This window comes from Polynucleobacter sp. UB-Siik-W21, from assembly GCF_018687415.1.
Lineage (GTDB): Bacteria > Pseudomonadota > Gammaproteobacteria > Burkholderiales > Burkholderiaceae > Polynucleobacter.
On record NZ_CP061289.1, the window covers coordinates 973,883 to 987,090 of the forward strand.

15 protein-coding genes are annotated in these 13,208 nt (G+C 41.0%); 7 read left to right on the forward strand and 8 right to left on the reverse strand.

Going from position 1 to position 13,208, the window contains the following annotated elements; translation table 11 throughout:
- The first annotated feature begins 43 nt into the window (after positions 1-43).
- Together C2756_RS05035 and C2756_RS05040 are read left to right on the forward strand one after the other, a co-directional pair.
- On the forward strand, positions 44-1,288 hold the full coding sequence (locus C2756_RS05035; protein ID WP_215320514.1) for a glycosyltransferase family 2 protein: 1,245 nt from the start codon (positions 44-46) through the stop codon (positions 1,286-1,288).
- Positions 1,285-2,229 (forward strand): hypothetical protein, encoded by a 945-nt coding sequence (locus C2756_RS05040; protein WP_215320516.1) that lies wholly within the window; start codon positions 1,285-1,287, stop codon positions 2,227-2,229. Before C2756_RS05035 ends, C2756_RS05040 begins: the two co-directional genes overlap by 4 nt.
- Here C2756_RS05040 and C2756_RS05045 read toward each other — a convergent pair.
- Positions 2,216-3,082, reverse strand: coding sequence for a GGDEF domain-containing protein (locus C2756_RS05045; protein WP_215320518.1), 867 nt, complete (start codon positions 3,080-3,082; stop codon positions 2,216-2,218). The two genes, C2756_RS05040 and C2756_RS05045, sit on opposite strands and share 14 nt — an antisense overlap.
- Positions 3,083-3,216: 134 nt before the next feature.
- Here C2756_RS05045 and C2756_RS05050 point away from each other — a divergent pair, with 134 nt between their 5' ends.
- Both C2756_RS05050 and C2756_RS05055 read left to right on the forward strand, forming a co-directional pair.
- Positions 3,217-4,230, forward strand: a complete 1,014-nt coding sequence (locus C2756_RS05050) for an HD-GYP domain-containing protein (protein ID WP_215320520.1) — start codon at positions 3,217-3,219, stop codon at positions 4,228-4,230.
- Positions 4,231-4,426: 196 nt separating this feature from the next.
- Positions 4,427-5,644 carry an integrase gene (locus C2756_RS05055; RefSeq protein ID WP_215320523.1) on the forward strand — a complete coding sequence of 406 codons (1,218 nt, stop codon included), beginning with the start codon at positions 4,427-4,429 and terminating at the stop codon, positions 5,642-5,644.
- Positions 5,645-5,673: 29 nt separating this feature from the next.
- Here the strand turns inward: C2756_RS05055 and C2756_RS05060 are convergent, their stop codons facing one another.
- Together C2756_RS05060 and C2756_RS05065 are read right to left on the reverse strand one after the other, a co-directional pair.
- A complete protein-coding gene (locus tag C2756_RS05060; RefSeq protein WP_215320525.1) occupies positions 5,674-6,423 on the reverse strand; it encodes an AAA family ATPase in 750 nt (249 codons plus the stop codon).
- Between the two features lie 82 nt (positions 6,424-6,505).
- Positions 6,506-7,330 carry a hypothetical protein gene (locus C2756_RS05065; protein ID WP_215320527.1) on the reverse strand — a complete coding sequence of 275 codons (825 nt, stop codon included), beginning with the start codon at positions 7,328-7,330 and terminating at the stop codon, positions 6,506-6,508.
- Positions 7,331-7,467: 137 nt separating this feature from the next.
- Between C2756_RS05065 and C2756_RS05070 the strand changes: the two genes are divergently transcribed.
- Positions 7,468-8,283, forward strand: coding sequence for a hypothetical protein (locus tag C2756_RS05070; protein WP_215320529.1), 816 nt, complete (start codon positions 7,468-7,470; stop codon positions 8,281-8,283).
- A gap of 23 nt (positions 8,284-8,306) precedes the next feature.
- Here the strand turns inward: C2756_RS05070 and C2756_RS05075 are convergent, their stop codons facing one another.
- Complete coding sequence (locus tag C2756_RS05075) at positions 8,307-8,873, reverse strand: site-specific integrase (RefSeq protein ID WP_215320531.1); 567 nt, start codon at positions 8,871-8,873, stop codon at positions 8,307-8,309.
- A gap of 258 nt (positions 8,874-9,131) precedes the next feature.
- On the reverse strand, positions 9,132-9,659 hold the full coding sequence (locus C2756_RS05080) for a hypothetical protein (protein WP_215320533.1): 528 nt from the start codon (positions 9,657-9,659) through the stop codon (positions 9,132-9,134).
- 323 nt (positions 9,660-9,982) lie between these two features.
- Between C2756_RS05080 and C2756_RS05085 the strand changes: the two genes are divergently transcribed.
- Positions 9,983-10,423 carry a DUF6641 family protein gene (locus C2756_RS05085; protein WP_215320535.1) on the forward strand — a complete coding sequence of 147 codons (441 nt, stop codon included), beginning with the start codon at positions 9,983-9,985 and terminating at the stop codon, positions 10,421-10,423.
- A gap of 17 nt (positions 10,424-10,440) precedes the next feature.
- Positions 10,441-10,731 (forward strand): hypothetical protein, encoded by a 291-nt coding sequence (locus tag C2756_RS05090; RefSeq protein WP_215320538.1) that lies wholly within the window; start codon positions 10,441-10,443, stop codon positions 10,729-10,731.
- Here C2756_RS05090 and C2756_RS05095 read toward each other — a convergent pair.
- The 3 genes from C2756_RS05095 to C2756_RS05105 all read right to left on the reverse strand — a co-directional run bounded on the left by C2756_RS05095 (position 10,728) and on the right by C2756_RS05105 (position 13,059).
- Positions 10,728-11,600 (reverse strand): YDG/SRA domain-containing protein, encoded by an 873-nt coding sequence (locus C2756_RS05095; RefSeq protein WP_215320540.1) that lies wholly within the window; start codon positions 11,598-11,600, stop codon positions 10,728-10,730. The two genes, C2756_RS05090 and C2756_RS05095, sit on opposite strands and share 4 nt — an antisense overlap.
- A gap of 590 nt (positions 11,601-12,190) precedes the next feature.
- Positions 12,191-12,598, reverse strand: coding sequence for a hypothetical protein (locus tag C2756_RS05100; RefSeq protein ID WP_215282603.1), 408 nt, complete (start codon positions 12,596-12,598; stop codon positions 12,191-12,193).
- A gap of 113 nt (positions 12,599-12,711) precedes the next feature.
- Positions 12,712-13,059 carry a RodZ family helix-turn-helix domain-containing protein gene (locus tag C2756_RS05105; RefSeq protein ID WP_215282602.1) on the reverse strand — a complete coding sequence of 116 codons (348 nt, stop codon included), beginning with the start codon at positions 13,057-13,059 and terminating at the stop codon, positions 12,712-12,714.
- Positions 13,060-13,208: the final 149 nt, after the last annotated feature.

Consider the following 13,208-nt stretch of genomic DNA (forward strand, 5'->3'; position numbering starts at 1 on the left):
AAAAGTAAAATTTATTGCTTCCCTGCTCTTTTCCTTAGGTTGGATGGGGTTTTCTTTTTGGTATTCCCAGCCTTGGTATTCAGACCTTAGCAATGAAATAGGGACATTCCTCGCTTATTACGTCATTACATTTGTAGCTATTGTTCCAGGCTTCATGAATGCCTTTGTGGCGATGGCTCTTCTACTAGATCGTCGTCCTAAAGTCATTGTTGATCAACACTACCCACCAGTAACAATATTAATCGCCGCCTATAACGAAGAGACATCAATAGCTTCAACCCTTTCAGGGATTTTTCTACAGGACTACCCAGCAGATATACGCGTCATTGTGATTAATGATGGCTCTAGTGATAAGACTGTTGATTCCGTTAAGGAATTACAGTCAGCCCATCCCAATTTAGAGCTCATTGACTTGGGACATAACGGCGGCAAAGCATCAGCTTTAAATCATGGCTTGGCAAAATGTACAACGGACATCATTATTTCGATTGATGCTGATAGCTATATATTAAAAGATGGCGTCCGCCACTTGGTTGGCCGATATCTTTCCGATCCAATCAACACCAAAGCAGTTGCAGGTGAAATCCTGATCCGTAATTCAAGAGAAAACTGGATCACTAAGGCGCAGGAGTGGGATTATTTTTTAGGCATTGCCACTATCAAGCGGATTCAGTCTTTATTTCAAGGCACTTTAGTTGCTCAAGGCGCATTCTCTTTATATGATCGTAAGACGGTAGTGGGACTGGGCGGTTGGCCAGAAATGGTCGGTGAAGATATTGTGTTGACTTGGAGAATTCTGTCTGCAGGCCATAGGGTAGGGCATGCTGAGGATGCTTTGGCTTTTACGGATTGCCCCAACACCTTAAGTAAATTTATTCGTCAAAGAAGGCGTTGGTCTCGAGGATTGATAGAGGCCTTTAAAGATAATCCGATGATTCTTTTTAAGCCAAGACTATCCACACTTTATGTTTGGTGGAATACATTATTTCCACTAATGGATATTGCCTTTACCTTTGGTTTTATTCCTGGATTGGTTCTAGCTTGTTTTGGAATTTTTTGGATAGCAGGCCCCATGACACTATCGCTATTGCCGATGGCTTTTTTACTCAATTGGCAAATGTATTTAAAAGGCAAAGCAATGTTTAATGCCGAGCATTTAACAGTTCGGACCAATATATTAGGCTTCTTATCTTATGTTTTTGCCTATGGCTTAGTGCTTCAGCCTGCTTGTGTTTATGGATATTTTTCTGAGCTGTTTAATCTGCGTAAATCTTGGGGAACTAAATGAGAAAAATAGTGAATACCCTTCTCATGTGTCTATTGTTGTTCCTCTCTCTATACGCATACAGTGAAGAAGAGGCGCCATCTAAAATGGCGGTATCCGCTCCGAATGCATATATTGCTTCTGATAGCGAAGGCTTTTCAACCTACAAATACAATGCAGGATTTTTGCCAATATATGAGCATGGCGAAAAATATACAGGCATTAGCTATCAACATAATTATTTCACCCAAGGTAGCTGGGATTCTTCGGCAGAGGTTTATACATTGCTAACAAAAGCTATTAACCCAAGAACAGGCTTGGGTTACAACGCCACTATTGGTTATAACTTAGAGAATGGCCATAAGTTAATTACTACCGATAGTAATTATGGATTTCGAGTAACGGACTCTACAAAAGCCGAAGTCATACTAAATCGAGATAGAGTGGAAACACAAAACTCTTTAAATAATGGCATCTACTACACCTTAGGTGCTGCTAGCATAGAGCAGCAAATCATTGAACGACTAACTGCAATTGCCATGGTGGGGAATATGTATTTCTCTGATACCAATACCAGGCCAATAGTGAGAGCAAAACTCATTTATGACCTAGTGCCAGACTATGGACTAACAGCACAACTGCGTTATCGCCAATATAGAGATACCAATACTAATGTTGCCAATAATTACTTCAATCCATCCACCTATAACGAGACGATGATTGCGTTTGGCGTAAGAAAAAGAATTTCGGGGTGGATGCTTAGTGGTACAGCAGGCGTTGGACGGCAAACAGTCAATCAAGACCCAAGCACTACTACACAGCTTTATGAATTCGCAGCTACAAGTCCAGTAGCCTCAAATGATTATTACTTTAAGACGCGGGCAGGGTACGGCAAGTCAGCAGGTTTCTTAGGGCCTAACTACTTTTATCGCTACATCATGGAAGAGCTAGTCATTCCGTTTTAAGATCATTTACTCTTAAGGGGGGGGTAGAGGTACTCCAAATGGCTACACGATTTCGCCCTTCATTTTTTGCTTGATACATTGCACAGTCAGCCTCATTCATAAGCTCATTTAACACTATGCCTCGCTCTATTCTAGAATTTTTATTGGGATTAAAAATCGTAATGCCAATGCTGATAGTGATTCTTACTGGGGTTGGAGAGCTTGTTTTATTTTCTGCATTTGCGACGTGCTCACGCAAACGTTCGGCAATTTGAGCGGCTCCCTCGGCTTCTGTTTCAGGCAAAAGAATCAGAAATTCCTCCCCACCAATACGACCAATCATATCGATGGAGCGAAGAGCTTCCTTAGAGTGCCTTACTAAGCTAGTCAAAACTTCATCCCCAACATGATGCCCACATTGATCATTTACATTTTTAAAGTGGTCTATATCTATTTCTAAAAGAGCAAATGAATGTTTATTTCTACGTGAGCGATCGATTTCTTCTGAAATTCGATAGAGTATTTCAGTACGACTAAAGCTATAAGTTAGTGGATCAAACTGAGAAAATGTTTCGAGTGCGACTAGGGCATCGCTAGTTTTTAAAAATAATCTCTTTAAGCCTAGTACCCCAAGTAATAAAAATCCAGAAATTGGTAAAGATAAGAGAGCATCTAAAAGATCATAGTGTCCAGATTCAAATACATGAACTATGGGATTTATTCGTCTACTGATCATCAGACTTAGGCCAATAGCAAGAAATAACCAGCCCCAACGGTAGATTGTGGTCGAGCGCCTAAGTAGCGAGATACTAATTAAAGATGCAAAAACTTGGCAAAGTAATGACAAGCTGTAAATACCAATTGCTATATACAAGATGTGCCTTAAATTTCTTTATCAGATCAGATAGATTACAGCTAAAAATTAAAAGAAGTCTATAGTTATAAGACCTGATGGGTATACACTTAATTAAAGGGTGAGTATTGACAAAAAACTCGCAAAAACAGCATATGACAGATGAATTAAGCAAAGAGCAGTTAGCCAAGCAATCAGATCTTAGATATAGACGTCTATTTGAGACTGCTCAAGATGGCATCTTGATCCTTGATTTTCAAACAGGAGTCATTCAAGACGCCAACCCATTCATTACAAATTTACTTGGGTTTACAAGAGAAGAACTTATTGGTAAAGAGCTGTGGGAAATTGGTGCAATGGTAGATAAAGCCGCGGCCTTAACGGCATTTACTGTGCTCAAAGATAAAGGCTACATACGATATGAAGATTTGCCATTAAAAAGAAAAGACGAGAAAATCATCAATGTAGAGTTTGTCAGTAATGCTTACGGTGTAAATGGTGATCGTGTTATCCAATGTAATATTCGCGATATTTCCGATAGGAAAATTCTAGAAAAAGAATTGCTTGAGTATCAACACTCGGTCAATATTTCTATGAATGAAATGGTTAATACATTGGCCAATGTGATTGTTGCTCGCGATCCTTATACAGGCGGACATCAAAGGCGTGTAGCTAATTTAGCAGTCGCCATAGCTACCGAAATGAACTTACCTATACATACTGTTGAAGGTATTAGTATGGCCGCTTTAGTTCACGACATTGGCAAAATTACTATCCCCGCAGAAATTTTAACGAAGCCTACCACTCTGAGCAACTTTGAGGTCGCCATGTTGAGAAACCATGTGCAAGCGGGTTACGACATGCTCAAACATATTCACTTTCCATGGAATATTGCTCAAACAGTTCTACAGCATCATGAGCGTTTAGATGGAAGTGGCTACCCAAACGCAATTAAAGGTGATGTAGTCTGTGAAGAGGCCCGAATTCTAGCTGTGGCAGATACTGTAGAGGCAATGTCATCGGATCGCCCTTATCGAAAAGGTAAAGGAATAGATGCCGCATTAGAAGAAATCGCCATGGGTAGTGACAAGCTATTTGATGCTGACGTCGTAAAGGCCTGCTTGAAAGTATTTAAAGTTGATGGGTATGTATTTCCACCTTTAATTTAAGTTAAGCGAATTGATTTTGTAGGGCTCGGATTCGATAGGCCATTCTAGGTCTTAGCGCGGGTACCTCTTTTACTCAGCAAGAGCCCATCTCAACTCTAATGCTGTAGTGTCGGTTTAACCGACAGTAAATAATTCAGGTCGCCCAAACGCAAATCTGAAATTAAGCTAGCAAGTGTCGTGTAACGAGACGCTTGTAATGAATAATTTATCGTTGTTGTTTGCTTCTACTATCGCTGAAGAGCCCATCAAACTCCTTGACGGTGACCTTACCCTCTATAAGAGACCTAATAGTCACCATTGGCAATGCCGTTTCAAGCTCGCTACTGGCTCTTGGCATTCTGCCAGTACTGGATCCGATCAAGTGGCCGAGGCCACGACCCAAGCCATTGCCATCTATGAAACAGTCAAGGTCAAGCTAGCCAGCGATCTAGCCGTTAAGACTCGCACCTTTCGCCAATTGGCTATGCAAGAACTGGCTGCAGCTGCCCGAGTAGTTCAAGCCAATCCTAATAAACGTACTCATGCGGACTACATTCATATCTTTACCAAGTACCTGATCCCTTTCTTTGGTGCTTATCAAATCAATGACATTACCCAGGAAGTAGTGGATGACTATGTAGCGTGGCGTATATCGAAGATGGGCAAGAATGCCAAGACTTACACCCAAAGGCGCCATGCTGGTCTTTATAAGCGTGTAATAGAGCGAGCCAGGGATCAGGGATTAATTCACCGGCATCGAACTATTCCCTTGTTGGAGGTCGCTGCCGATAGGGCAGAGATCAGGCCAGCATTCAATCAACAAGAAGTCCATTACCTATTGGAATACATGCGGGATTGGGAGCGTTTTGGGCGCAATCAACGCAGTAACCATATGCGTAGGCTCTGCAGGGTCTATGTGGAGTTCTTGTTAGGAACAGGCATTAGACAAGGAACGGAGAGCATGCCAATACGTTGGCGTAGTCTGCAATGGCATTGGATTGGTGAAAAACGCTACTTACGGATTTGGGTATCAGGCAAGACGGGGCCGAGATATTTGATTGCCCGCCACTTTGTCATCGATAGTCTAGAACGATTAATTGCTTGGCAAGCTTTACCTTATAAGAACCTAGATGCGGTGATTGAAGCTAAGCTAGATCGCAAGGTGTTTGTATTTCCTGAAGGGGATGCTCCGCATAGTCTAGATAGTGTATTTGAGCGGCTAATGCTTGAATCTAATTTATTAAAGGATGCTACTGGTAAGAATAGAACCTTGTATAGCCTGCGACATACCTACGCTACATTTAGATTGGCAGATGGTATTGATATTCACACATTGGCAAAACAAATGGGTACTAGCGTAGGGATGATTGAACGTCATTATTCAAAATTAACACCAATGATGAGTGCGGAAAGATTGGCAGGGGCAATCATGTAGTGTCGGTTTTACCCGACGCTACATATCACTTAACTGCATGCTTTAAGGGTAATTAAGTGAGTCTCATGCTTTTCTCTCACCTCTTGGTTAACGCTCATCACGATATCTGAAAAAATGCTTCGAGCTGATCCTCTACCAGCCTGAACCACTTGATCTAATACATCATCAGGCGGTGCTGGTAGACCTGCATTTTCATAAACACGACGCAAAATTGGTCGCCAATCATTAATTGGTGGAACATTCATATCAATCAAAATTGATCGATTCTGAATGCCTTTATCAATTTGATCTAAGTTATTGCTAGTCATGATGAATATGACGTCTTTACGATTCATGATTGATTTGAAGCCTGCTTGCGCTGCTGGGGTTAAGACATCAACCTCATCCATGATGATGTAATGCAGACCACTACTATTAAATGACGTATAAGTGGTTCTATTTTGAATCGATTGAGTTAATTGAGCGCCATTCTGACCTTGTGCGCAGGCAAAATAATCTGAATTAGGATCTTCTGTATCAACGATAGATCCAGCATTCATTGCTGCACAAGCAGGATTGACTTTGGCCGTTTCAATTAAGCCTGGCAATAAGTTGGCCAGAGTAGTTTTACCAGTTCCGTATAAACCATATAGAACAATCCCACAAATACCGTTAGCTGGAATAGGCAGACTTAAATCAAGTATGGATTCAAGCTTAAATCGACTATTAGGTTGTAAAGCAAAATCATCTAAACATCCGGGTGCTTGTATGACAATAGAGGGTGGTCTAGGGTTATGCATCGCAATCTCCTTAAAATAATGAAATGATTGCTGGATTTATCTTAGGGAGTAAATACCAGCAATCAGATAGCAAACAACAAGTTCAAGCGGCTTTGAGTTTTGCTTGGGCTGCTAAACGCTCATCTTCAATTGCTTTAGCCTCATCAGCTAGTTTCTGTGCTTTTTCTTTTTCAGCGCCAACACTGGAGCAAGCTGCTAACGCTGATTTAACTGCTGTTCCACTTTGGATGACTCTGCGGATTGCAAAACTGCCGTCATCTTCTCGTGTTGCTAGCAATACAACGCCTTCCTCTAGCTGCTCATTTGAGAATGACGCATTAAGAGAATCACTTTGTACCTTCGCTAATATTTCGCCATCGAGTACAGTACGTCCTAATTCCACCTTCTGAGCAATCGATTTGCCTTTGCTAGTAGTAGAGCGTCTAACTTCCTCAACGCCACCTTTTTCACGGAAATATTTTGGTAGATCAAGTACGCTTACTCTCTCAGTCATTGCTGCCTTCATAGCTGTGCTATAGGCATTAACCCTACGACGATCAACACCAAATACACATTTCACGATCTTAGTGATTAGTGGCGAGCTGTCGCTGAACTTGTATTCATGGGTCTTGATGTAGTTCGCTAGACCTTTTTTAAGGCTTTTGGCAATACTGTCTGAGCCTTGCATTGTGTTGTTTAAGGCGTAACAATGCTGCAAGATTCCATACAAGACATCATTTGCACTAGAAAGCTCATTACTTTCCCAGTTTTTGCGATATTCAACCAGGCGATCAATAGAGTCGCCGATGGCTTTTTCTGGATTGCTGCCTGTTAATAAATTGCCAATTCCTACTGCAAAAGGGTTGGCATTCGTTTTTTCAGCGTTAGGGGCGCTAACGCCTGATTCGACTACAGTAGTTTCACTCATGGATTTTCTCCTGAAATTGTTAAAAATGTGATGGTGAATTCCATTCACAATCTGATTTCACTTCAGTATCCCTGTAGTGAATACATACAAAATTTAGAATTAAAAAAAGTAGGTAAATTTAGGCTGGAGATATCCGCATGGGCGGAAAACTTTGTGCGGAGCAGCAAGACTGTCATCAGGAGATGGCGAGGCTTTTCTTTAACTTTTTACGTATAAGTCCTAGCTATACCGCCGCCAGCAAGTATGTTGGACCAAAACGATTACCTAAGAAAATGAGTCTTGATAATCGTAAGATCTTAGATTGTTACTCCAAGTACGGTTGTGTCTTAGATTGTCCATTTACGACTTGGTTTGAAGGGCACAAACAGTTACCAATGCATTCTTGCCAACCAGTGATTGAGGTTATTAGAGGCGGGGATAGATTATTCGTTTGTAATGACGACGTATTGCTAAAGCTTTGTAGCGATCAAGACCCCCCATCAATAACCCAACTGGTTAATGCTTTATCGCAAATTTGGCCAAATACTCAAATCAAGCAAATTCATAGTCAAGTACTTAAAGGCGCTAAATTAAAGAATATGTGGAAAGATTTGCTCCTAATCTACACCATGGCTTTAAATCCCGATACTGAGCTCTGGAGGGCTGGGGCAATGGCAATGCTAGTAGATCGCTTTATCGGGAGGTTAGACCCATTAGCAGCAAAGCATAAAAGTGGAGATGATCATATGCGGCGTCATATGACATTGATGGTGATGAGGCGCAAGGAAAGCGCTTTAAATATCTCAGAGCAGGCTGCACTTGGTATATTCCCACAACAAGAATTAGCTAAAAGATTTCAAACCCGCTTTAATTTTGAAGATGAAAATTTTTCTAGCCGATTATTTTCATTAGGTAATCACGAGTTTGACTGCGCAAAAGATCGAGTATCGCAATTGACTAGGCATGCCTGTTAGAGTCGGTTTTACCCGACTGCTATTTAAATTAGCTCGACAGCATTCCTCTTTTGCTCATCATTGACATCGATATATCTCTGAGTCACTGCAATCGATCTATGACCTGCAAGGCTGGCTAAGATTCGAACACCAATCCCTTTATTAGCGAGGGTAGTAATAAAGAATTTTCTTCCTGAATGGCTGCTGCCACCGCTAATACCCACATTCTTATAGAGCTGATAGAACCACACACATAAGCCATTAGCACTAAATCCCAAACGATGATCTGTATGAAAGAGGGGAATATCAGCTTCTTTTATGTATCTTGTTGTTAAGTAGTTGGCCAATTCCGCCTGTAAACGCTGTGAGACGAATACAGTCCTAGGGTGCTTACCCTTGGTTTGTGAGGCCGATAGGCGGATTTCATTTTTAATAGTGCCATCGAGATTTAATACATCGCCCATTTTCAAGCTGGCAATTTCGGCAACGCGAAGGCCACCAAGAAAGCTTGTAAGTATTAACGCTCTATCGCGCAAGGCATATTTTTTGGTGCTGACGTAATTAAGAACTAGATCTAGTTCTGTTTGAGATAGTGTTTTTGCTTGTGCCATTTAATTCTCCTTAGATAAATAAAAAGTGTGTATTTAGTATGTTTTCTAAGTCTTAAAAGGTCGACCGAAATTTGTTTATTTGGCCATCAAAAAATATCTTCCAAGAATCAATGACTTACAAGGCAGGTTAAGAAAAGTACAATTTTCTTAACCTGCATCTTTATATAAGTATTTATGAAAGTAGTACTTTTTCGTGGGATTTAGACGACACGAAAAATCCTTAAAAGTGGGGTCCCCATAAAACCCCTCAAATCTAAGTTATACGCGGCTGATTAACTCCTCAAGTAGTTGCTTATTTCCCCCGATAAATGCGCCGTTTGTAGACGGTTTTTGAGGTGAATTTAGTTCCACAAGGGTAGTAGCGATGAGTGCTGGCGTGGGCTTGCCAGGAATCCTAGCAATGCAGCTACGTACAGGCAATTCCCAATGCTCGCTTATTTGAAGGTCTTGATCATCCACTTGAATCAAAATGCGATTCTTGTTTAGATCTAATGCAGCATATCCACCAATTGCAGTTTTGATACCTTGCTCATATCGATATAGCCAGGTCATAAACACCCCAGATTCATTTTCGGGAATATTGTCCAAGTTCTTGGCCATTTGTTGATGCAATGGTGCTTTTGTAAAGTGAAACCAATCAGCTATCTCCTCAAAGTCCAATAAATACTTGGCATAAGGATCGTTTAACTCCAATGTGCCGTTATAGATGGCTTTTCGGTATTGTCCTTTTCCATATGTAGTTCCATACATTTTGTTTTCCCATAAACGGGCTGTTATTTCTTTCATTTTTAATCTCCTTTAAGTTTGAAAGAAGTCGCGATGTTGCTTGAGATGCTTTGAGAGGCGAGACCAAAAGACAGATGCTGTTGCTTGAGTTGCAGATCAGAGTTACTCATTTGTTCCCAATACAGCAACTCACTGCAACTTCTTTTTTAATCGCATCTCAATGCAACTCATTACGCGACTCGTAAATATTTATCCCTCGTTAATAAAAACCATATTTTTTCTTTCTAAAATTAGCCAATTTATTCATGATCTAAATAGAGGTAGTCCATTTTCTAATTCGAAATTAACTTATATGCGCCCATTAACAAATAAGGAGAAATTAAATGAGCGTATTAAATTCTTTAAAACTCGTGGCTCTAAAAAAGCCAACACATCAGCCAGCCATTGTTATTCGTAGAAATAAGTTATCGAGCCATTTGTGGGAGCAGATCCAGTTAGCTAAAGGACAGATTTCAGGAACGCCATTTGTGCTTATGAAATTCCGCAGTATTAAAGATGCTCATACTGGTGTGCGTAAGCAAGTAGAGGTGCCCAAACGCATTAAGCCCTGGTGGTTTCAGACTGAGGAGGGCAAAGTCTGCGTAGCTATTAAGTATGGTAGCTGGACTATTGAATTGGCTAAAGGTAAGCCCAGTATTCAGGTTGATAGCGCTGAAGACTTAATCAAAGCCCTAGAGGCGGTTAAAGTTGCAGTCGAAGCAGGGGAGCTTGACGCACAAATTGAAATAGCTAGTGCCAAGCTTAGAAGTGGCTTTGGTAAGTAGTCTGACTAAATACTTGTATGAACAAGTATCAAGCCAGTGTGCGTGTAAAAGGTCAATTGGTTAAAACAGCCGTATTTGCTGATAGCCCCATACACGCACGTTTAATTTTGCAGTATCAATTTGGTATGGATTCTGTCGTTGCCTATCCCACAGCCATTACTGAAGTAGCCACAATCAAGCCTTTAACTCCAGATCAGCAGCGTATCAAGTCAATGCAGGCTCGGGTTAAACAAGATCAAGCAGCCGTGAATGCTGAACGGGCTAGGCAGAAGATTAAGAGTGGACAGGCACAACTAGCAAAAATTTAATTAAACATCTCTCGGTGATATCGAATATGTTCAATTGATATTTCATGGTCTGGGTGCTTGGTTAAGCTACCTTCAATTCCAATCAAAGTTAAGTCATCCTCAATCATGTAGACACCCTTATCAAGCATCAAGTGATGATTAGGGCAAAGGCAAAGCAGATTATCTGGCCTATCTGGACCGTTATGAGGTTTGCCTACAGGCTTTATATGAGCAGCTTCAGCATAAAGACCTGCATTGGTATTAATTTCAATCGAGCACACTTGGCATTTGTAGCTATAGAGTCTCTTAATCTCTTTGCCGAGTTTTGAATCTCGAATAATTCTTTGGGATGTAGCCATTGCTCTTTTGGGAGTATCGGTTCCCGCAGATAAAGTTACTAATTCAAGACCGCTATTTAATTTATTAGGAGGGAGTGTCGAATCGAGCTTTACTAGCTTAAAGCGGTATACAAGGAAGCCAGCCTTACCGATTTCATGCCAGTGGCTATCAACTTTGTATAAACCGTCATATCTATAGCCAACTTCAGGTGCAAATGGGTTCTTTTTATCAGCACCACGAATAACGCGAACAGGTAATGAATCAATCTCACTTTTTGCTAGAGCTAAATTACCCCTAACCAACTCTTGGTTCGCTATATGTCGACCTTTATCATCTTGCCCACCTTCGCCGGTGTAAATAATTTCGTCACCACTATCGAAGTCATCCTCGTAGCCGCCTGAAATTACGATAGAGTCAGATCCCTCATCCTTGGATCCAGAAATACCAGCTTGCAGTGGCTTATGAATGCCTGAGGCTGCAGCTTCTTTCCGGGTAGCAAAAGATGTACCTACCGAAATTCCTTCAATTTCCCCGAAGACTCTGTCGGCCATTATTTGACTTTAAAAATGTTAAGTTTTGGAATGTTTAGGCTATCACAGAAGGGGGTTTAAATGCAGTTGGGTACTAAGCGTCACTTAAAAGGACGCTTGGAATGTCGGTTCGACCGACTCTACTTCTGCGGATGCCACACACCAACGAGTCAGTTCCACATGATTCCACAGATCTCGGTGCCGATCGAACACCTGATCTTGTCGGGCTTATGTCATTGTCTAAGCTATTGATTTATATCATTTTTTAAGCTTCTAAGGCGTAGGTCGCACGTTCGAATCGTGCTGGGCAGGCCAAATTTCATATTGCATCAAGTTGTTTCAGGCTGATTTATTGGCTCGATTGTGGCTAATCATTGCTGAGCTTGGCCGACGTTGAGATCACCTTGATTCAGCGTGGGGGATCCTGTGTGACTATCGGCACCCCTGCGACTGGGACGGGCTAGATAGAACTTTGACCCTGGCGATCGAGTGTCGGTTTGACCCGACTCTAAGGTTCAAGACATGATTATATCGACAGCTAATTGAAGGGTAAGCTGACAGATTCTCTCTCATAAGCCTCAATACTTTGGTGAGTTAGGTAAAAATATTTCTTAGTCTTTCTGAGATTCACCATCACCGGTAATTGCCAGTTCACCCCACATCACAATATCAATATCTACAAGTTGCCAGCCTTTATGCTGAAAGCCGATGTCAAAATCATCTGTTGTTTTACTGTTGCTAAAAATGTCAGCCAAAGAATCTTGCTCAGCATTAGGAGTAGTTTCTGAAAAATAAATTAGCTTTTGGCCTTCATCCGATAGTATTACCTCGGAGAAGTCGTGCGCCCCGACGCTGATTCCAATATCAGGCTCATATTCAGCAAGAAAATTGGGTGGGTGTTTAACAAGGAATGAACCACTTTTCCAAAGAAATCCACAGTTGATTTCTTTATTATCTTTACGATAGGTCATGCGTTCTGTAATGTGAAATTCACTCTTGGGCGATATCTTAAAAGTCATATTGATCCTTTTATCAATAAAACGACTAAATCATGTTTAAGAGTTGAAGAACTTACTGCTATAACTGTTATGCAGTCTTTAAAACAAGTATTTCAATTTAATCTGATGTTCGATTAATTTCTTTTCCTAAGGAATGCTGGAATGAATGGTTGGGCGTCATCCTGGATCTGAGCCAGAGTTTTCTTTGGTATTGATTCAAGATAGGATTGATCGCTAATAGATTGACTATCCATAGATAGCTCCACACCTAAGGCCCGGGCATAACTTGTTAGATTGTGAAATGCTTCATCCGGGTTTTGATGAAATTTGGATAGATCGCCCACTTCAAGCCTAGCAATGGTGTCAACACTAAGACCACATAAGCCTGAGATTGAATAAATATTAGCGTGCTTAGCCTCCCTAGCTTTTCGCAAGAATTTACCAACTGCTTTGGCTGCTGAACGAGCTTCGGTGGCTGTCATACCAATCTATCTGCAAATGCAAGAAATAAGGAATCTAAAAAGGAGAATATATGTTTACTAGCTTTTTAAGCAAAAAATGGGCTCATAGGCATTTATTACGGTCATCTAAAGTAAAACTTTAGCTTTTAAGTCTAAATAGAGGTAAAAAT